We start from the raw sequence: 21,960 nt of genomic DNA, 5'->3' as shown, positions 1-21,960 counted from the left end.
AGGAGGGTAGAAATGGCATTGCAAAAAGTAGTCTGGGACAGTGCGACGACTGATCTTGTACTTAAAAATCCGGACTCCGGAGAGACCTTTAGAAATACGATTTTGGAGATGTTGGCTGTTTCTCCCTCAGATGTCCGTTATCAATACGAAAATGGTAATTTAATTTTTGTCGGGCCATCTGGGTTCAGACTGACGATTGAAGATGTCCCCTTCAAAGGTAATCCGTTTCACGTCCAGTATTTCGAACAAACTGGTGAATGGTTTGGCAATAATGATGCACAGGTATTTAACGGTGTCGCTGGAGCCAGCGATTATTTCGCTGGAAATGGTAGTGATGATGTTTACCGTTGGGGCAAAGACTCTGGTGTGGATACCATCAATAATTGGGAATCGACGAAGACCAGCCAAGACATAGTTGAGGTGGTAGGTCTTAGCCCGCAAGATATCACGGTCATTGGCGAAGGGCGCGATTTGGTGTTGCGAACTGAAAATGGTGACAGCCTACGTATTTTGAACCATCTGGCAGACAGTTACTCAGCGGTAAACGAAATCCATTTTGAAGACGGCACTGTTTGGGACCAAGCTCAAATTCGTGAGTTGGTCACCGTGTATCTGGATGGTACTGCAGGAGATGACGTTGTCCGTGGTTCAGAAACGGACGACGTGTTAGATGGTAAAGGTGGTGATGATACGCTGATTGGTTTTGACGGCGACGACACCTATGTCTGGGGTGAAGGCTCTGGTAGTGATGTTATTCAGAACTGGGAATCAGGCCACGAAGGCGTCGATGTGGTTAAAGTAGGTTTCCAGTCTGATGATGTGCAGTTCATCGTCGAGGGTCGTGATTTGGTGTTGTTGTCTAACAGCGGTGATTCGTTACGAATTCTCAACCACATGGCAGACAGCCATTCTGCGGTCGACCGCATTGAATTTTCGGATGGCGCTGTTTTTGACCGAGCTGCGATTGTGACAGAAGCTAGCACCACCTATAGCTGGGGTGCAGGTAGTGGCGATATTGTGTTAGAGAACTACCAGGGGCAAGGTTTCAGCGAGCAGACCCTTAAAATCACAGGTTTGAAACCGAGTGAAATCAGCTACAGTCATATTAACGGTGCGTTAGTTTTCACATCGGTATACGGTGATACCTTGACCATTAAAGATGTACCGTTTAAAGGCAACCCGTTTGATGTCCAGTATTTCGAACAAACTGGTGAATGGTTTGGCAATAATGACGCACAGGTATTTAACGGTGTCGCTGGAGCCAGCGATTATTTCGCTGGAAATGGTAGTGATGATGTTTACCGTTGGGGCAAAGACTCTGGTGTGGATACCATCAATAATTGGGAATCGACGAAGACCAGCCAAGACATAGTTGAGGTGGTAGGTCTTAGCCCGCAAGATATCACGGTCATTGGCGAAGGGCGCGATTTGGTGTTGCGAACTGAAAATGGTGACAGCCTACGTATTTTGAACCATCTGGCAGACAGTTACTCAGCGGTAAACGAAATCCATTTTGAAGACGGCACTGTTTGGGACCAAGCTCAAATTCGTGAGTTGGTCACCGTGTATCTGGATGGTACTGCAGGAGATGACGTTGTCCGTGGTTCAGAAACGGACGACGTGTTAGATGGTAAAGGTGGTGATGATACGCTGATTGGTTTTGACGGTGACGACACCTATGTTTGGGGTGAAGGCTCTGGCAGTGATGTTATTCAGAACTGGGAATCAAGCCACGAAGGCGTAGATGTTGTTTTTATAAAAGGCTTTTCTGTAACTGACGTATTGGTCACTGGCGAAGGGCGCGATTTAGTGTTGCGAACTGAAAATGGTGACAGCCTACGTATTTTGAACCATCTGGCAGACAGTTACTCAGCGGTAAACGAAATCCATTTTGAAGACGGCACTGTTTGGGACCAAGCTCAAATTCGTGAGTTGGTCACCGTGTATCTGGATGGTACTGCAGGAGATGACGTTGTCCGTGGTTCAGAAACGGACGACGTGTTAGATGGTAAAGGTGGTGATGATACGCTGATTGGTTTTGACGGCGACGACACCTATGTCTGGGGTGAAGGCTCTGGTAGTGATGTTATTCAGAACTGGGAATCAGGCCACGAAGGCGTCGATGTGGTTAAAGTAGGTTTCCAGTCTGATGATGTGCAGTTCATCGTCGAGGGTCGTGATTTGGTGTTGTTGTCTAACAGCGGTGATTCGTTACGAATTCTCAACCACATGGCAGACAGCCATTCTGCGGTCGACCGCATTGAATTTTCGGATGGCGCTGTTTTTGACCGAGCTGCGATTGTGACAGAAGCTAGCACCACCTATAGCTGGGGTGCAGGTAGTGGCGATATTGTGTTAGAGAACTACCAGGGGCAAGGTTTCAGCGAGCAGACCCTTAAAATCACAGGTTTGAAACCGAGTGAAATCAGCTACAGTCATATTAACGGTGCGTTAGTTTTCACATCGGTATACGGTGATACCTTGACCATTAAAGATGTACCGTTTAAAGGCAACCCGTTTGATGTCCAGTATTTCGAACAAACTGGTGAATGGTTTGGCAATAATGACGCACAGGTATTTAACGGTGTCGCTGGAGCCAGCGATTATTTCGCTGGAAATGGTAGTGATGATGTTTACCGTTGGGGCAAAGACTCTGGTGTGGATACCATCAATAATTGGGAATCGACGAAGACCAGCCAAGACATAGTTGAGGTGGTAGGTCTTAGCCCGCAAGATATCACGGTCATTGGCGAAGGGCGCGATTTGGTGTTGCGAACTGAAAATGGTGACAGCCTACGTATTTTGAACCATCTGGCAGACAGTTACTCAGCGGTAAACGAAATCCATTTTGAAGACGGCACTGTTTGGGACCAAGCTCAAATTCGTGAGTTGGTCACCGTGTATCTGGATGGTACTGCAGGAGATGACGTTGTCCGTGGTTCAGAAACGGACGACGTGTTAGATGGTAAAGGTGGTGATGATACGCTGATTGGTTTTGACGGCGACGACACCTATGTCTGGGGTGAAGGCTCTGGTAGTGATGTTATTCAGAACTGGGAATCAGGCCACGAAGGCGTCGATGTGGTTAAAGTAGGTTTCCAGTCTGATGATGTGCAGTTCATTGTCGAGGGTCGTGATTTAGTGTTGTTGTCTAACAGCGGTGATTCGTTACGAATTCTCAATCACATGGCAGACAGCCATTCTGCGGTCGACCGCATTGAATTTTCGGATGGCGCTGTTTTTGACCGAGCTGCGATTGTGACAGAAGCTAGCACCACCTATAGCTGGGGTGCAGGTAGTGGCGATATTGTGTTAGAGAACTACCAGGGGCAAGGTTTCAGCGAGCAGACCCTTAAAATCACAGGTTTGAAACCGAGTGAAATCAGCTACAGTCATATTAACGGTGCGTTAGTTTTCACATCGGTATACGGTGATACCTTGACCATTAAAGATGTACCGTTTAAAGGCAACCCGTTTGATGTCCAGTATTTCGAACAAACTGGTGAATGGTTTGGCAATAATGACGCACAGGTATTTAACGGTGTCGCTGGAGCCAGCGATTATTTCGCTGGAAATGGTAGTGATGATGTTTACCGTTGGGGCAAAGACTCTGGTGTGGATACCATCAATAATTGGGAATCGACGAAGACCAGCCAAGACATAGTTGAGGTGGTAGGTCTTAGCCCGCAAGATATCACGGTCATTGGCGAAGGGCGCGATTTGGTGTTGCGAACTGAAAATGGTGACAGCCTACGTATTTTGAACCATCTGGCAGACAGTTACTCAGCGGTAAACGAAATCCATTTTGAAGACGGCACTGTTTGGGACCAAGCTCAAATTCGTGAGTTGGTCACCGTGTATCTGGATGGTACTGCAGGAGATGACGTTGTCCGTGGTTCAGAAACGGACGACGTGTTAGATGGTAAAGGTGGTGATGATACGCTGATTGGTTTTGACGGCGACGACACCTATGTCTGGGGTGAAGGCTCTGGTAGTGATGTTATTCAGAACTGGGAATCAGGCCACGAAGGCGTCGATGTGGTTAAAGTAGGTTTCCAGTCTGATGATGTGCAGTTCATCGTCGAGGGTCGTGATTTGGTGTTGTTGTCTAACAGCGGTGATTCGTTACGAATTCTCAACCACATGGCAGACAGCCATTCTGCGGTCGACCGCATTGAATTTTCGGATGGCGCTGTTTTTGACCGAGCTGCGATTGTGACAGAAGCTAGCACCACCTATAGCTGGGGTGCAGGTAGTGGCGATATTGTGTTAGAGAACTACCAGGGGCAAGGTTTCAGCGAGCAGACCCTTAAAATCACAGGTTTGAAACCGAGTGAAATCAGCTACAGTCATATTAACGGTGCGTTAGTTTTCACATCGGTATACGGTGATACCTTGACCATTAAAGATGTACCGTTTAAAGGCAACCCGTTTGATGTCCAGTATTTCGAACAAACTGGTGAATGGTTTGGCAATAATGACGCACAGGTATTTAACGGTGTCGCTGGAGCCAGCGATTATTTCGCTGGAAATGGTAGTGATGATGTTTACCGTTGGGGCAAAGACTCTGGTGTGGATACCATCAATAATTGGGAATCGACGAAGACCAGCCAAGACATAGTTGAGGTGGTAGGTCTTAGCCCGCAAGATATCACGGTCATTGGCGAAGGGCGCGATTTGGTGTTGCGAACTGAAAATGGTGACAGCCTACGTATTTTGAACCATCTGGCAGACAGTTACTCAGCGGTAAACGAAATCCATTTTGAAGACGGCACTGTTTGGGACCAAGCTCAAATTCGTGAGTTGGTCACCGTGTATCTGGATGGTACTGCAGGAGATGACGTTGTCCGTGGTTCAGAAACGGACGACGTGTTAGATGGTAAAGGTGGTGATGATACGCTGATTGGTTTTGACGGCGACGACACCTATGTCTGGGGTGAAGGCTCTGGTAGTGATGTTATTCAGAACTGGGAATCAGGCCACGAAGGCGTCGATGTGGTTAAAGTAGGTTTCCAGTCTGATGATGTGCAGTTCATTGTCGAGGGTCGTGATTTAGTGTTGTTGTCTAACAGCGGTGATTCGTTACGAATTCTCAATCACATGGCAGACAGTCATTCTGCGGTCGATCGCATTGAATTTGCGGATGGTGCTGTCTATGAAGAAGTATCGACATCTCAATTTACAACTAAAGTAAGTCTAGGTGATGTATTAAAGCCTAACGCTCTCGATGATTCGTGGAGTTACACAGAAGAAGCTACAGAAAGACCTAGTGTTAACTCCGACAGTCAGCAACTTGAGCTAGTTCTTAATACGGATCTCTCATTAGGTGATGTTTTATCGATAAGAAATACTATATTAGAGGAAATGTTTGACTCATCTACGGATGCCAATAGTTCTGGTAACTCGTTAGTTGGAGGTGATGCAACGGAATATCCTGTAGTTGGCGATCGCTTATCTGGTTTGATTGAAGATATCCAACTTCAGTTAGCAAATAGTCTAGAATGGTAATGTGCTAAGCTCTGGGCAAGTAAGTTTCTTACTTGCCCGTTTTTACTCTACTTTAACTAGATTTAATAATTCATTGGTTGACTATGAGTGCTACCGAATGGCAAGAAAGGTCATCACAGCACTACTGCGTTTGGTATCAACGTTTGCTTTGAGTTCCAAAATACTGACAGAGCGCGCTAATTAGCAAACAGTTAATAAAGTAAATCGTCGTGGCGGGAGCTTGTAACGGAAAGTCGACACTAATGTGAATTAGCATCCCAACAATGGTCATAGCACTTGCCAGCCCCAATCCTTTCATAAACTTATCGCGACGAGTTCTAAGTGCCTGTATACCCCGCCAGAAACACGTTAACACCATTATGCCCAACATGGATGTTGCAGGAATTCCGGACTCTAGTAAAAATTGAATATAGTCATTATGGGCATGGTCGTAAAATGACTTAACTGATTCGTTGTTGTAATTTTGGTAGGTGGAGTAGAACGTGCCAGCTCCATAACCAGAAAATGGCTTCTGCTCAATGGCTATAATAGAAAGTTCCACTACTTCATCGCGGGTCTCTGCCTCCATTGTGGTACTAACCAAGCGCTCTTTCACTTTTTCAAGCCCAAACCAAGTACTCACGACCAATGTATCAATCACAAACAAGCTTGCGATTAGCACATATAAACTTTTAGGCTTGTTTTTATAAAACAACAAAAGCGCAATACAGCCAAGTGTGAGTGCTGCGAAAAAGGCGGTATTGCCCATTCTTGAACGAGTAAGAACTAGCGCTATCATCATAATAACCAAACCAATTCGCACAAAAGCCTTGTCATTTAGAAAGCCGGAGAAAAAGTGCCAAATGTGCTGGCAAAAATTGGTTGCGTTAGAATGTTTAAGTTGACTAACTAATACACCAAAGCCTAAACACAAATTAAGCATTAAAAAGTTGGCCAAATGGTTATGGTACACAAAACTTCCTGAAGCGCGGTTGTTCAGTGGTAAGTCCATGACCAATGAATTTTTCAGTTCGAGCAGTTGTACCGTAGACGCATAAAAAGCTTGGCACACTCCACTGGCAATCATCGTGTAAACCAACCACTTTAGCTTGGTTTTTGAATCTACTAGCACTGAAATTAATAAAATGATTTGTAGATAATGAAGGGACTTTACAGCTGAAACAAAAACTAGGCTAGTGTCCTGAGAGAGTGCTAGTTCTGGTATAGATTGAATAAATGACCACAGGGTAAAAACTAGAATAGGGATGGATACGAGCTTTGTTCTGCGCAAGCCAAATTTCCATTGAGTGCTGTTGAACAAAAACACGGATAAAATCAACAGAACCGATATGTAGACTTCGTTAAACGACCAAACCCAAGGGCGGTTGCTACCTAAAGGGATGGGCATTAGAAAAATGAACGCTAAAAAAGCAAGATACAGTAGTTTATTAGGGAACATAAATAAAAACGACTTGATAAAATAAGCCCCCTAATCAGGGGGCCAAAAGGAAGGTCTTAGTTACCTGAAGCGGTACCACCGCCGCCCCCACCTCCTGTTCCGATACCAGTATTAGAACCTGGTGTGGATACTGGTGCTGCAGGCGCCGCTGGCTGAGTAGACTCCGACTGAGCAGGGGTTGCTGGTGTGGCTGGAGCACCGTCTGCTGGACCTGCTGCTGTAGGTTCAGCTATCGTAGCTGGGTCGGCACCACCTTCAATGGCTGCAATAACCAAATCAGTTGAAGATATTTTTTCAGTCTTTGCCACAGCATCGACAATCGATTGTGCAGCTTCCTGAGGAGCTGCGCCTACAGCAGATTGTACGACAAGTGCTACTTGATCAGCCGGCACCACCTCAACAGCTGCAGTAGCTATTTGTGTCGCAAGTTCCTGTGGAGCTGCATCAATAGCTGCTGCAACGATATCAGCGGCGATATCTTTAGGTGCTGCTATGAGTGAATGGGTAGAAATATCTTTTGCTAAGTCTGCAGGCGCCGCTTGAACAGCTGCCTTTACTATACTTGCTACTTTTTCGCTTGGTAACGCCTTCACAACTGCTGATGTAATCGCTGCAGCTGATTCAGGAGCTGCGTTTACCGCTGCTTGAACAATCGATTCAGCCTGAGTGTTTGGAGAGTTGGTGACAACTGCAGTCGCAATAGCTGCTGCATTCGCTTTACTAGAGTTTTCTATTAACGTTGCAGCAATATCAGCTGCCAACTCAGGTTGTGCTTGAACTGCTAAAGAAGCAAGTTCAGTCACTTGTGCAGGGCAACTTTGTGCAAGACTTGCAATTGATGTTGTAACAGAACGACTGTCGGAAAGGGAAGAAAGACTTTTTGCCTCACTTGAAAGGTCAGCACAATCAGATTGTGCTAGTGCCGATTGGCTTGCCAACAATGTTGGAACTAGGATGGCGAGTTGTTTATACATGTCATCAAATCCAAGTTATTACAGAATAGAAATAGCCAATCAAATCAAAGGCTCGTAAAATTTTTAACCAAACTACTATATCATGAAATTTAGATAGCTAGTTGATCTTTTTGTGAAATTTGATGCTTATTACGCGCAGTCCCAGTTTTGAGAAATTTGTCTGTAGAATTAGAAGGCTACCATAAGGGCATTTATGAACCTTTTAGATTATCTCTCTTGAATTTCGCGCTAAACAGTAAATACAAATAATGGCAAAGACAGCACCGGAAAATGACCCAGAAACTGACATTAGCCAATCTGAAATCGTGAAATGTCGTTCTGGAATCTGTATTTGTATTAGTTCATCAAATAGGCAAGTGATTGAAACAATGAGAAAGGACAACGCTGCACCAATTGTGTTTGAAACATAACTTTGACTAGCTAAAGTCAGACAAAACGTTAAAGCGAGGGCAAGTTCGAAATGTAACCATTTATCTCCTCCCGCAAAAATTTCAATTGCCTTGGTTAATTCTGGTAAGTAATCGACGGACTTAGCCACAGAAAGCAATACGCAAAGCAAACCCAGTAATAGAAAAACAGTAAAACTTACGGTTGTTATTCTCGAGTTGATACTCGACGTAGACGATAGAAACATAGGTTTAACAAACTACCTTACTTCTTTATTGATTGGTTTGGTGCACAATTGCAAATACTCTAATTGTTGTTTGATTAGTGACCAAGGTTAGGGCCAAAATTAACAGCGTTCGATTTTATCTTCTGGCCTCGTGGGGTTGTTGTTCACTCTGGCACAAATTAATTTTAGGTTAAAACTCCTGCTAAGAGTTTGTTTGAGTCCGTGCTTTGTTTTGGGGTGGGTTAAACCTTTATAAGTATGTTCCAGTACTTTGTACCGCCAAGTCGGGGATAGTTCGCTCCAACGGCTGTTGCCAATAAATGCTAATACTTCGTGAACCCTAGGTGTTGACGGTCCTAGATGGTAGGCCCGTTCCATTCTAGCCAGCAATTTAGTTGAGTCGAAGTCGGCTGAGTTTTCAAATGTGATTAATTCATGTGATATCAGGGCCAGTTCACCCCAGGAGTCTGCCCAATTTGATCGTAGGTTTATGGATTTGGTATAGGCAGCCTCGGCCAATTTTAGTGAAGAAATTCTAGAGGTCTGATCTTGGGTACTATGAAGGTTATATGCTTGCCATTGGTAGAGTTTTCCTTTCAAGTCGTGGAAATGCGGATGAGAAGGGTGGTTACTAATAGCGCTCTCAATTGAAGTTATGGCTTCACTAAAGCCTTTCTCACTATACATTTCCGGATTTTCAGTCCATAACGCAATGTACTTTTCAGTATTGTATGCATGTAGCGCTGCAATGCCGAATTTGCTTCCAAAGTAGGCTACTAAAGCACAGCTCAAAATAACAAGGGGCTTTATCAGCCCCTTAATAACGATGTTTGACACGGATTTATAGACCATTTGAGTGATTGAACATCATATATTTACAATACCTAGAAAAATCTATCCAGTTAGCTATTGGCTTCAGCGGTACCGTAATAAGACTGGTATTGATAATAACCACCGTATTTTACCGCTTTTTTGATGTTCAGTTTATTCAGCACTACACCATCAAGTCGTGCACCTTTCTGAGCCAGCTTACTCACTACGTTTTTGACTGTTCCAGTACGTGTATTTGAAGAGTTGACGACCACAACGCACGAATCAACCAACTGAGCGATTACAAATGCATCACTTACCGCCAAGCAAGGTGGCGTATCGACTACAATACGTTCGTATTGGCTTGTTAACAACGCTAATAAGTCTCTGAAACCTTGTGAAGATAGCAGTTCTAGCGGGTTACTAGGAGAAAGCCCAGCAGGTAAAATATTAAGACCAGTTTCCTCATCGTGGATAATACAATCATCTAAGCTATGAGAGCCAGTGATCACATTAGAGACTCCGGGCATAGAGCCAGATAGAGCGAATCTGGAGGCTACAGCAGGTTTTCTTAGGTCGCAGTCTATTAGAAGTGTTTTTTCCATCTGTGACAAAGACATAGCAAGGTTGATACTCGAAGTCGTTTTACCTTCTTCTGGCACTGACGACGTTACCATTACAGTTTTATGACCTTTGTTCGAATTTGCCAACAAATAACCAGTTCGTATAGTTCGAACAGATTCAGTCAACTGCCTGTGTTTTTGATCGAAATAACTACGAGCGTTCAGCTTTTTACGACCTTTAATGACAGGTACAGCACCAAGTAAATTGAGGCCTAGCTCTTTTTCTACTTGTTTTTCATTGTGGAAGGTATCGTTCAGCGATTCAGTAACAAATGCCAATACGCACGCAAAACCGAAGGAAGCGACAAAAGCCAAGATTACCATTAACTTTCGGTTGGGCTTACTAGGAAATAACGGTGGCATTGCACTATCGGTAAAACGGGCAATGGTAGAGTCAAAATCACTTGACGCGGTAGTTTCTTTTTGTCGATTTAAGAACAAATCGTAAAGTTGTCGGTTTGTTTGAACGTCCCGCTTTAATTCGTCATATTTGGCATTTTTAACTGTTAACGATTGAAATTCAGACTTACGAGACTCCAACTCTTGGCTTAACGTTCTCTCGGCCTTACGTGCTGCAGTTAACTCACTACTAATACCGTTTAGTAATTGCTTGAGCTCCTGCTCCAGAGTTGTTTGAACTGAATTAAGTTCAGCTACAGCTGCTCTGAGCTTTGGGTGCTTTGGTCCATAGCGTTTAGACAGTTCAGAGACACGGCGCTCGGCTTGAGTCTCAGCTAGTTTCACGTCACGAATGGTAGGGTGGTTTGATATTTCTGGTACCGCAGAAAGCGCAGTAATAGAAGCCTCTTTTGTGGTTGCTACTGAATACAAGGTTTCCGCAGCTACACGGCGGTCACGTGCACGGTTGACTTGTGATGTTAACTCAGCCAACTCTTGGGATGCGAGGCTTTCAACACCTTGTACGTCGACCAAACCTTCTTGTTGCAAAAAGGATTGTAACTTTTGTTCTGATGCCTTTAACGCCTTATGCAAGTCACCAACACGAGTGTTAAGCCAACCAGATGCTTTATTTGCAGCTTCCAGTTTTGCTTCAAGGTGACTTTCAATAAAGACGTTTCCAACTTCGTTGGCTATAAGTGCGGCTAGATCAGGATCTTTGCTAGTATATGAAATATGAACTAATTGCGTTTTACGAACCGGGCTTATAGAAAGATTAGCTTGAAATTGAGCGAGTACTAACCTGTTGACTCGATAGGTAAATGCTTCGACTGATTCTTGCTGTTCAGGTCTTTTAAATGCTTTCAGTGCAGGTACAAGTTCAAATATGTCGAGCTTGACGCCAAATCGAGGTTTTTTTTCTATGGTAGGGTCAAATTCAGGGTGTTTGGTTAAAGCTAGGCGCTCAATAACTTGCTCAGCAATACGTTCAGATTTGAGTATTTCAATTTGAGTTAGGTAATATTCTTTAGCTTCAGTATCTAAACCATAGACCTCTTCAATAGAAACGGCTTTTGCTTGTTTTGACTCAATTAAAAGTGTCGCGCGAGCAGTGTATTCTGCAGGGATAGTTAGTACTACCAATACTGTTAACGCAGTAACCAAAACTGAAAACAGCATTATTCTCCATTTAAACTTCATCAGTACGTTAAAATATTGGCGTAAATCGATAATTTCATCGTTTTGTTCGTGCATTAAACTCGGTTGAGATGATCCAGTTTGCGAAAAAGCTGCTTTTTCTAAATTAGAATTGGAGTGTTCGTGATTATTATTCATAGTACTTACCTAGAAAAAGCTTTGTTCTACAGTGATGATATCACCGGGCTGAACGCGATGAAGAAGAGTAACTTTTTTAGGAGCCACATCCGGGCGGTCACTGTTGGCAACGTAAATATTGGTTTTTGAGGCGCGTTCAGTAAAGCCACCAGCTAACGCAATAACCTTATTAATAGTTAAGCCCGGTTGGTAGGGGTATCCACCGGATTTTTTAACTTCACCATTAATAAAAAATGGTCGGTATTCGGTAACACTGACAAATACGTTGGGGTTAACCAAATACCCATCTAATAGCCCATCGTGTATAGCTTGTTTAACATCAGCAATTGATTGACCTTTAAGACGAATCTTACCAAGAAATGGATAGTCTATATCACCACTGTCACTAACCCGGGTTTCTAATGTGAGTTCTGGTTCGTCATAAACTTGGATTTTAACTTGGTCACCCACACCCAAACGATAAACACTCTCGCTAGCGAGAGTGTAAAATGAGGTAAACAATAAAAAGATTGAGATGAAGTACTTCATTGTATTTAAATCACACCTTCAATAGACAAGTAGTAGACGTTTTGGTCATAGTCACTGTTCGCTTGAGTTGAATCTTTTTGTTCTATCGATGCACCTAGCTTGAAGCTCAACCAACGACGGAAATCGTAGCTTATGGAGACACCGGCGTTAGCTGTGTCATCCTCACGACTTGAACCTGAGTAATCTTCCGTTGTAAGCGAATAGTTAATATCAGTCGAAACTTTTTCTGACCAACCGTGATTCCAACTAGCGCTGTGCGTGTAGGCATCGATGTAGTCGGTGTCGCCATCAGGATCGGTGGCACTGCGGTTGGTGCTAAGTTGGATAGTGGAGTAGGTCCTAGGCAAAAAGGTTAAACCCACGTCCCAAGAAGCGGAATCGAAGTCTTTGCGGCTTGACGCATCGAAGTCTTTGTTTTGGTAGCCGACTTTAGCTTGTCCTTGCAACTTACCAGTTGTATCCCATTCGAGACCAACAAAGGCAAAAGACTGTAAACTGTCTCTCGATGCAGCGCCTGATGCGATTTTTGCATAACTACGATCGTTAGCCTGCAACTGTAGGAATAACGAAGTTTTTGGAAATGCCTTGTAGTAGAACGCGATATCGCCTCTCAGTTCATCCCACTCTTGGTATTGAGTGGTTTCTTTGAGGTTACTATAACCTTTGTTTCCCCAACCAATATTCGTCGCGATTCTACCAATAGAGTCTATATTTCCGAACTGATAGCCAAGGTTTACGTCGTTAGTCGCGAACTTTGCGAGTTCATTAGTACTATCTCCGTCAATAACGTCGTTGTCACCGCGAGGGTCGTGAGTCAGTGCCAAGTTGTAATCAAAGGTCAACTGGCTTTTTTGGCCTAGTTGGAAAAGTGTTGCGAGGTCTAAAAATTGATCAGTATAGTTATCATCTTTAGAATCAAAAAAATCACCGCGCTGTAATCGGTATGATAACGAATGAGATTGATTTGCTGGCGTAATCGAAAAAATGACGCCAGGTTCAACGACAGTAAACCATGAATCAACTTCTTTTAAAGCAGAAGACTTAACTCGCTTGGTAACATTGTCGTTGTATCCTGTTGTTAAGTTTACAAAGGGAGCAACGGACATCCCAGATTCAGTGACAAATGGTTCAGCTTGAGGGGCTGCAATAGCAGTTGACAAAGCGGCAGGGAAACTGACTAGCGCTAGTGAAACTTGCTTTGCGATTTTAGATTTATTTGTAAATGAAAACATAACTAACGTCCTGCTCTTAATAGGCGTTTTTGCCGACAAAGCCTTTGAAAATGGTTAAGAAAACAATTTTGATGTCTAGCCACAACGACCAGTTGTGAATGTATTCAAGGTCAAATTGAACACGTTTTTCCATCTTGTCTAGTGTATCCGTTTCACCACGCCAGCCGTTAATTTGAGCCCAGCCAGTGATACCTGGTTTTACTTTATGCCTCAACATATACCGACTAACAATAGTTCTGTATTCTTCGTTATGGGCTACTGCATGAGGACGAGGTCCAACTATGGACATTCGACCTTGTAATACATTTATAAATTGTGGTAGTTCATCAAGAGATGTACGGCGTAAGAAACCACCAAACTTAGTAATGCGAGGGTCGCCTTTTGTCGCTTGCTTAACGTTTGTTCCGTTATCCATCACGCGCATACTGCGGAATTTCCACACCTTAATTTGTTTTCCGTCCAAGCCGTAACGCAGCTGCTTGAAAATAATGGGCCCTGGGGAGGTAGTTTTAATACCTATGGCAATTGCTAGCAATACAGGACTAATCAATGTAAGGATAATGCTGCTAAGAACTAAATCTTCTAGGCGTTTTAGCCAAGTAGATAAACCATTAAATGGTGTGTCGAAAATACTGAATGCGTTAACATCGCCAATCGTATACCAACGAGAATGCATTAGATTGAAGGTAAAGAAATCGGGTACCACGTAGGTGTTAACAGTCGAGTCTGAAAAGGCTTCTAGAATTTCACTGATACGTTGTTGGGCTTGCATTGGCATTGCAATGTAAACATTTTGCACACTACCAATCTTGGCAAGGCGTAGTGCTTTATCAACCGAACCTAAAATTGGAGCGTCGATGTTGTTAATGTCACCTAAACGGTCTGCGCTTCTATCATCATAAAACCCCTTTACTGTAATACCGAGCTCAGGATGCGACTTAAGATTGTTATATAGGGATACACCTTGAGGCGACATACCAATAATAACGGCGTTTTTGGTGTTTATTCCTCGTTTATGTAGGTAATAAACTAAAGCAAAAGCAAATGAGCGCCAGATGAATAGAAGACCAAACGTACCAACGAACCAATACCCAATAACCAAACGGGAAAAATCGGGACCAGTTTTGGTGAAGTAACTACAGATAGCAAGTAAGCCCAAAGTAGCCGACCAACAAAAAGTAGTATGTAGAACAAGTGAGCGTAGTTTAGCCGTACGCCAGCCACTGTAAATGTCCAGACTCTCAGCAATGAATGAGTACATCAATACTGCAAGTAAACCCACCGCGATGTACGGCATAGTAACGACGTGATTTTGGATTTTTATTGAGAGGTATAGCGCAACTAATATCAACGCACAGTCCATGCTACGATAGATGAACCGACGATAATAGTTGGGAGTACGAATGCGTCCTCGTTCACCCATTTCCCTAACTCCTGACGTAAAAATAAAAAAACGCACTAATTGATCACTAATGTGTTCTATCTCTGTGCGTGTGTGTGTTATGCGCTATTTTGTATAGCTTTTTTTGTTGGGCAAATTTACGGTTCAGATAGTGCAAGATCAATTACTTTGAAAATGTTTGCATAAAAGTGCGATCTACTCCAAATAAATATGTAAGAGTTGTAACATGGTGGTTCAAAAGTGAACAAAAGTCTCGTGTGAATATTACTCACTTGTCGACTGACCATTTTGTCAACTTTTGACTTGTTTGAATTTGTGCACCCCACAGTAATAAATGAGACAGTTTTCCATGAAAAACTCAGTTTGAGACCTAAACCAGATTAAACCGAACCGGATTTGTTCGCTTTTGGTTTGATTGATTGAGATCAAGAATTTCAATTCTGTCCTTTTGTCTAATACTGCACAACATATTGTGTTATCTGGTCAAAAAATACCCCTATATAGTGGCATTTCAGCTTATGGACCGCTATGTGAAAGGAGTGGAGAATTCTAAAATGAAGACAGTTGTCATCAAAAGGGACGGTTCAAAAGCCCCATTTTGTCGTGATCGAATTCAAGCTGCGGTTGAATCGGCATCTTCAAATTTACGTGTAGAGAAGGAACTTGCTATCTATGCGTTAAACGTCGCACTAGCGGTCGAATTGAAGTTGGAAGGCAAAATAGAAGTTCACATCCATGAAATTCAAGAGCTTGTGGAAAACGAGCTGATGCAAGGTCCGTTTAAGGAATTGGCTCGTTCATACATTGAGTATCGCCACGATAGAGATATTGCCCGTGAAAAGCAAAGCGCTTTAACTCGGGAAATCGAAGGTTTAATTGAAGAGAGTAACGTTGACCTTTTAAATGAGAATGCCAATAAAGACGGTAAAGTGATTCCTACACAACGGGATTTACTGGCGGGTATCGTTGCTAAACACTACGCCAAAACTCGAATCTTGCCACGTGAGGTGGTTCAAGCACACGAAAGCGGCGATTTGCATTATCACGATTTGGACTACGCACCATTCTTCCCCATGTTTAACTGCATGCTAATTGACTTGCAAGGTATGCTTACGCAGGGTTTTAAAATGGGTAATGCAGAGATAGATACACCCAGATCTATCTCAACTGCAACAGCTGTGACAGCGCAAATTATCGCTCAGGTGGCAAGTCATATCTATGGCGGAACCACTATAAACCGAATAGACGAGATCTTAGCTCCATACGTTAAAGCAAGTTATCAAAAACACCGTGAAGTTGCGTTGGAATGGGATATTGGTGATCCAGAATCTTTTGCTAATTCACGCACTGAGAAAGAGTGTTTCGATGCTTTCCAGTCATTGGAATATGAAGTTAATACACTTCATACGGCCAACGGCCAAACACCATTTGTGACTTTTGGTTTTGGTTTGGGTACAAGTTGGGAATCAAAGCTTATCCAGCGTTCCATTCTTAAAAATCGTATTGCCGGTTTGGGAAAAAATAGAAAAACGGCGGTCTTCCCTAAGCTTGTGTTTGCTATTAAAGATGGACTTAATCACAAACCTACTGATGCAAATTACGATGTAAAGCAATTGGCCCTTGAATGTGCGTCTAAACGTATGTATCCGGATATTCTCAACTACGACAAAGTGGTTGAGGTGACGGGGTCATTTAAAACGCCAATGGGGTGTCGTAGTTTTTTGAACACTTATGAAGAAAATGGCGAGCTTGTCCATGAAGGGCGCAATAACTTGGGCGTAGTCAGCCTAAATTTGCCTAGAATAGCGATTCAATCCGAAGGTGATGAACAAAAATTCTATCAGCTACTGGATGAAAAACTCATCGTTGCAAGAACGGCTCTCGAAACACGAATTCAAAGACTTGAGAATGTCAAAGCTCGTGTTGCTCCAATCCTATATATGGAAGGGGCCTGCGGCACTCGATTAGGGCCAAACGATTCGATTTCTGAGTTATTCAAAAATGGTCGTGCCTCAATTTCTCTTGGCTATATAGGCCTTCACGAAACTATCAACGCCTTGTTTGGTACAGAGAATCACGTTTATGACAAACAAGCTCTTCGAGACAAGAGCCTTCAAGTAATTAAGTACTTAAAAGATAGAGTTAACCAGTGGACAGAAGAAACAGGTTATGGTTTTAGCCTGTATGGGACACCGAGTGAAAACTTATGTCATCGCTTCTGTCGAATTGATGCGAAAGAATTTGGCGTAATATCAGGGGTAACGGACAAAGGTTATTACACCAACAGTTTCCATTTAGATGTTGAGAAGAAGGTCAACCCGTATGACAAGATCGACTTCGAGATGCCATACCCAGAAATATCCAGTGGTGGCTTTATCTGTTATGGCGAGTTCCCTAATATGCAAAATAACGTAGAAGCATTGGAAAATGTTTGGGATTACAGTTACTCACGTGTTCCGTACTACGGGACCAATACACCGATCGACGAATGCTATGATTGCAACTACACGGGTGAGTTCGAATGCACTAGCAAAGGTTTTACCTGCCCAAGTTGCGGAAATCATGATTCTAGTCGAGTGTCAGTAACACGCCGAGTTTGTGGCTATTTAGGTAGCCCGGATGCTAGGCCATTTAACTTCGGTAAACAGGAAGAAGTTAAACGTCGCGTTAAGCACCTTTAGGTTAGCTAAATGCACTTTAGTCAATACTACCCGGTCGATGTGGTTAATGGACCGGGTACCCGTTGTACGTTGTTTGTGTCGGGTTGTGAGCACCAATGTCGCGGTTGTTACAATCAAAAGACTTGGTGTCTTACCAACGGTCAAGAGTACACAATAGACCTTGAAAACCGTATTATCGAAGACCTTAAAGACACGCGCATTCGAAGGCGTGGTTTGTCTTTAACCGGTGGCGACCCGCTTCATCCGAATAACCTTTCTCAAGTACTTAATTTAATCAGGCGTGTCAAACAGGAATGTCCAGATAAAGATATCTGGATGTGGACGGGCTATTGTTATGGGGAGCTATCTAGGGAACAGCGAAGTGTTGTTTCGTTAATTGATGTCGTTATTGATGGTAAGTTTGAACAAAATTTATATAACCCGTCACTTAAATGGCGTGGTAGTTCAAACCAAAAAATAGTCTCGGTGAAAGACGGCCGTATATTGTCACTAGACCAAATATAGAACGACCCCGTTCTCAGACTCCTTTTTAATGTAGAACTAGTTATATTTAAAAAACTCTCCCATTATTTGGGAGAGCTGGAAGGGGTATCAAATACTAGCAACTAAACAGACGGGCTCGGCTCAGCTACTAGATTATTAATCCACTTTTTCGACTGAATCCTAACTGCAACAAGCGCGCTTTTAACGGATTCTTCCACTAAGATAATACCCATCAAAACATAGTGAAGAGGCCAACCTAAGTGTGTGGCTGCGTAATAAGCAAAAGGAATACCTAAGCACCATTGGCTGAATGTGTTAATAATTATGCAGTAGTTAACGTCACCGCCACTCTTCAATATGCCGCCAATACCGACCATGGTAAACACACGAATAATGGTGGCGACTACAATTACAGTACAAGTAGCAAACAAGGTATCGGTGTCGTTAATTGGAGTCAGTAATAACACCTCGTACACTAGAGGTGATGCGACCCAAAATAGGACGGCGACAACCGCTGCAAAACTACAACCGAAGATCACATACCACCATGCGGTTTGTTCAACACGCTTTATGTTGTTTGCACCGATTTCATTGCCCAAAATCACTGACGCACCAACCGCAAAACCCAAGAAAGCAGACATCATGACACCTTCGATAGGGGCTAAGAACGACAATATAGCCAACTCAGTTACACCCATCTTTCCGACAATACTGTTCAATACGATTAAGCCGGCTGCCCACATCCCATCTTGGAAAATGAGCGGTATAGAGATTTTGCCAAATCGTTTCAAACGGTTTAACTGAAATGCCTCAGACCAGTCACTGCGGTTAGGCAGAATTTCAGCATGTCGCTCTTTGACTAAGTAAAGAAGCAAACCTGTCTGAAATGCGCGAGAAATTGTGGTACCGATGGCTGCACCTAAGACACCCAGTTCAGGGAAGCCAAATAAGCCAAAAATCAAAAGTGCATTTAATGCAACGTTAACCAAAATGGCGATCAATCCAATTCTGGTCGGCATCTTGGCATCACCAATGGCGCGAAGAGCGCTTTCCATAGGAACAACGATCGCGGTTGCATACAAGCTTACCCCAGTCACGATCAAATAGTCCCTTGCCAAAACCAAATAGCTTGGCTCATCGGAGATTAATCCAACCACCCATTCAGTATTAAAACTATACAAAGCGATAAACGGTGTAGTGACGATCATTGCAAGTACTAGGCTTTGCGCCAGGGTGATTCGGATACCTTCTGAATTCTTAGCACCAAAGTATTGCGAAGCTAACACGCCAAGTGCACCACTGATACCAAAAATGACCAACAAATTAAAAAATACGATACGGTTACCGACACCGACAGCAGCAGTTGCGGCTTCCCCTAATTGAGAAACCATCATCACATCCACCATACCCAGTACAGAGAACATCAAAGCTTGAAGCGAGACTGGTAAACCGATGTCAATCAGCTTCCGCCAGAACTGCTTGTCTACATGGGTTATAGAAATTTGCATTTTTGATTACCTCAGTAAGTGCAGTTTGCACTTAGTACTACACAAACATTAGTGTAATCGTTACTCTATTTCGGTGTTATCTCATGGTCTCGGAAACTTATACTAAACTATCAACTTTTAGATAAGCCGCTGGGGATATACCATTCAAAAAGCATAGGATTGATTTGATGGAAACGTTTCACATCTCCGAAAAGACCCGACATGAGTTCATTGATCAAAGTAACGTCATGCACTTTGAGGAGCTCGGTATTGTTCAATGTGGCGTAGCAACCTGTATTGAAAAATTCTTAGTACATCGAAAAAACCAACAGAAGCATATGCTGCTCTACAGTGTGAGTGGGTTAGGGTGGATTAAAACCGGTAATGGACGCGTCCAACTTGAGCCGGGCTCTATGGTAACTGTACCTGCCGGTATCGAAAATACCATTGGTATGGGTTTGGATGGTGAAGGAGACGAAGAATGGCGCATAGCCTGGGTTTTCCTAGATCCTAAGCTTGATTGGCAGCGTCTAGTGTCCGACAAAATGGAATATCAACTGACTTCGATATGCGAAGTGATGTTTACCTGTATTCAAACGCTACTTAGAAGCATTATTCTCCCTATCGATTACGGTTATGCCATAGCTGACCTGAGCGTAAAACAAATCAAATATATGCTAGATATTCCCAAGGTGCAGCAGCAATCCAAACATAGCGTCAGACTCAACCGAGTCTTTGATCAAGTGCAGCGGCAACTGCATTCAAATTGGGATGTCTCCAAGCTGGCAAGCTTATATCCATGTTCAGAGGCTCACTTTCATCGCCTTTGCCAAAAACAGTTTGGCCATTCACCAATTGCACACTTAACTCGAATGAGAATGGAGTATGCGGCTCGTTTACTACGTTCAACAGAATGGCCAATTCAACACATTGGTGAAACTGTCGGTTACGCCGTTCCTGCTAACTTTAGCGCACGATTTAAAGCATGGTGTGGTCTGTCACCAAGAGAGTTTCGCCAATCTAAAACAGTGATAGCACCACTGTGATTTGTTGACAATTTCGCCATTTTATTCGGTTTCTTGTTTGAGAATGAGAATCTTGTTTCGTTTCTGTTGACAAAAATGATACCTTTAGCTTTTCGTTAATGAATTTCAAAAGGTTGTGAACTTCATGTTTTCCCAATTACCCACTCCATTGTTGGACCCAATTCTTTCATTGTCAGTTGCTTATCGTGAAGATCCGCGTGATAGCAAAGTAGACTTGGGTATTGGCGTTTATAAAAACAGCCAAGGTCAAACGCCTGTCATGGAAGCGATCCAAAAGGCGCAAGAGCGTGTAACGGCAACGCAAACGACAAAATCTTATGTTGGTCTGGCTGGCTGCGAAGAATTTAACCAAAGCATGGTTGATCTTTTGTTAGCTGGGACCAGCGCAACCTCTCGTGTCACTGCTATTCAAACGCCGGGCGCGAGTGGTGCACTGCGAATGTTGGGAGACTTGATCAAAGTTGCGCAACCGGATACCACGGTATGGTTGTCAAACCCGAGTTACGTAAACCACAAACCAGTGATGGAAGCTGCCGGTCTTAAAGTGAAGTTCTACACTTACTTCTCGCCGGAGACAAAACAAGTTGATCAAGCGCGGATGATAAAAGAGCTTTCACACGCTGGTCCTAATGACGTGGTATTACTGCACGGCTGTTGTCATAACCCAACTGGCGCAGACATTGATTTTGCTGCGTGGCAACAAATCACAGAATTAGCGAAAAAAAATGGTTTCACGCCATTTGTTGATGTTGCTTATCAAGGTTTTGGTGACGGTTTGGAAGAAGATGCCAAAGGCCTGCGCTTTATGGCGGAAAACGTTGAAGAGATGATGATTACTACATCTTGTTCAAAGAACTTCGGCTTGTACCGCGAACGTACAGGTGCTGCGATTGTTATTGGTAAAAACCACCAAGAAGCTGTCAACGCTAAAGGCAAGCTTTTGACTCTAGCTCGCGCAACTTACACTATGCCACCTGATCACGGAGCCGCTTTGGTTAAAACTGTATTGCAAGATACGGAACTAACACAATTATGGAAGTCAGAGTTGACCACTATGCAGCAGCGTTTGGTGTCACTTCGCCGGTCGTTGTGTAATGAGCTGAGAAATGTCCACAATACTTCACATTTCGACTTTATCGAGAGTCACAAGGGTATGTTCACTGTGTTAGGCTTTAGTGCGGACCAAATGACGCAATTGCGTGAAAAATACGGCATCTACGGCGTCGGCGATGGTCGTATCAACATCGCAGGTTTGACTGAAAAAGATATTCCATACGTTGCCAATGCGATAATCGATGTCGCTTAATCGTTAACTAAACGTAATCATCTTAAAACGGTCGACCATAACAGTCGGCCGTTTTTTATGGCGACTAGTAAAGAAGTTAAAAATAAAAGGTTAAC

Annotated in this window: 14 protein-coding genes; 5 read left to right on the top strand and 9 right to left on the bottom strand. The window is 43.3% G+C overall.

What is annotated here, in order from left to right; genetic code table 11:
• The first annotated feature begins 12 nt into the window (after window positions 1-12).
• Window positions 13-5,508, top strand: a complete 5,496-nt coding sequence (locus ACXAFJ_RS19420; RefSeq protein ID WP_475325719.1) for a calcium-binding protein — start codon at window positions 13-15, stop codon at window positions 5,506-5,508.
• Window positions 5,509-5,644: 136 nt separating this feature from the next.
• On the opposite strand, the gene ACXAFJ_RS19415 is transcribed toward ACXAFJ_RS19420, so the two are convergent.
• The 8 genes from ACXAFJ_RS19415 to vpsL all read right to left on the bottom strand — a co-directional run bounded on the left by ACXAFJ_RS19415 (window position 5,645) and on the right by vpsL (window position 14,883).
• Window positions 5,645-6,946: an O-antigen ligase family protein gene (locus ACXAFJ_RS19415; protein ID WP_475325718.1), complete on the bottom strand. Its 1,302-nt coding sequence runs from the start codon at window positions 6,944-6,946 to the stop codon at window positions 5,645-5,647.
• A gap of 56 nt (window positions 6,947-7,002) precedes the next feature.
• Window positions 7,003-7,920 carry a hypothetical protein gene (locus tag ACXAFJ_RS19410; protein WP_475325717.1) on the bottom strand — a complete coding sequence of 306 codons (918 nt, stop codon included), beginning with the start codon at window positions 7,918-7,920 and terminating at the stop codon, window positions 7,003-7,005.
• Between the two features lie 202 nt (window positions 7,921-8,122).
• Window positions 8,123-8,554 carry a VanZ family protein gene (locus ACXAFJ_RS19405; RefSeq protein ID WP_475325716.1) on the bottom strand — a complete coding sequence of 144 codons (432 nt, stop codon included), beginning with the start codon at window positions 8,552-8,554 and terminating at the stop codon, window positions 8,123-8,125.
• Window positions 8,555-8,653: 99 nt separating this feature from the next.
• Entirely contained in the window at window positions 8,654-9,370 is a 717-nt protein-coding gene (locus ACXAFJ_RS19400; RefSeq protein WP_475325714.1) for a VpsP family polysaccharide biosynthesis protein, read from the bottom strand.
• Window positions 9,371-9,435: 65 nt separating this feature from the next.
• Entirely contained in the window at window positions 9,436-11,619 is a 2,184-nt protein-coding gene (locus tag ACXAFJ_RS19395; RefSeq protein WP_475325805.1) for a GumC family protein, read from the bottom strand.
• A 90-nt stretch (window positions 11,620-11,709) separates the two neighbouring features.
• Window positions 11,710-12,228: a polysaccharide biosynthesis/export family protein gene (locus ACXAFJ_RS19390; RefSeq protein ID WP_475325712.1), complete on the bottom strand. Its 519-nt coding sequence runs from the start codon at window positions 12,226-12,228 to the stop codon at window positions 11,710-11,712.
• Between the two features lie 5 nt (window positions 12,229-12,233).
• Window positions 12,234-13,460, bottom strand: coding sequence for an outer membrane beta-barrel protein (locus tag ACXAFJ_RS19385; protein ID WP_475325711.1), 1,227 nt, complete (start codon window positions 13,458-13,460; stop codon window positions 12,234-12,236).
• Window positions 13,461-13,476: 16 nt separating this feature from the next.
• Window positions 13,477-14,883 carry an exopolysaccharide biosynthesis glycosyltransferase VpsL gene (vpsL, locus tag ACXAFJ_RS19380; protein ID WP_475325710.1) on the bottom strand — a complete coding sequence of 469 codons (1,407 nt, stop codon included), beginning with the start codon at window positions 14,881-14,883 and terminating at the stop codon, window positions 13,477-13,479.
• A 533-nt stretch (window positions 14,884-15,416) separates the two neighbouring features.
• Here vpsL and nrdD point away from each other — a divergent pair.
• Window positions 15,417-17,543: an anaerobic ribonucleoside-triphosphate reductase gene (gene nrdD, locus ACXAFJ_RS19375; RefSeq protein WP_475325709.1), complete on the top strand. Its 2,127-nt coding sequence runs from the start codon at window positions 15,417-15,419 to the stop codon at window positions 17,541-17,543.
• Between the two features lie 9 nt (window positions 17,544-17,552).
• Window positions 17,553-18,047 (top strand): anaerobic ribonucleoside-triphosphate reductase-activating protein, encoded by a 495-nt coding sequence (gene nrdG, locus ACXAFJ_RS19370; RefSeq protein WP_475325707.1) that lies wholly within the window; start codon window positions 17,553-17,555, stop codon window positions 18,045-18,047.
• A 101-nt stretch (window positions 18,048-18,148) separates the two neighbouring features.
• Here nrdG and ACXAFJ_RS19365 read toward each other — a convergent pair whose 3' ends face one another.
• On the bottom strand, window positions 18,149-19,534 hold the full coding sequence (locus ACXAFJ_RS19365) for an MATE family efflux transporter (protein ID WP_475325705.1): 1,386 nt from the start codon (window positions 19,532-19,534) through the stop codon (window positions 18,149-18,151).
• A 167-nt stretch (window positions 19,535-19,701) separates the two neighbouring features.
• Here ACXAFJ_RS19365 and ACXAFJ_RS19360 point away from each other — a divergent pair, with 167 nt between their 5' ends.
• Both ACXAFJ_RS19360 and ACXAFJ_RS19355 read left to right on the top strand, forming a co-directional pair.
• Window positions 19,702-20,559, top strand: coding sequence for an AraC family transcriptional regulator (locus ACXAFJ_RS19360; protein ID WP_475325703.1), 858 nt, complete (start codon window positions 19,702-19,704; stop codon window positions 20,557-20,559).
• A gap of 124 nt (window positions 20,560-20,683) precedes the next feature.
• Window positions 20,684-21,865 (top strand): amino acid aminotransferase, encoded by a 1,182-nt coding sequence (locus ACXAFJ_RS19355; RefSeq protein ID WP_475325702.1) that lies wholly within the window; start codon window positions 20,684-20,686, stop codon window positions 21,863-21,865.
• Window positions 21,866-21,960 lie beyond the last annotated feature (95 nt).

This window comes from Vibrio sp. ABH4_348 (genome assembly GCF_056159765.1).
The sequence above is the reverse complement of the archived record's forward strand: the minus strand, read 5'-3'. Positions and strand labels throughout refer to the sequence as shown.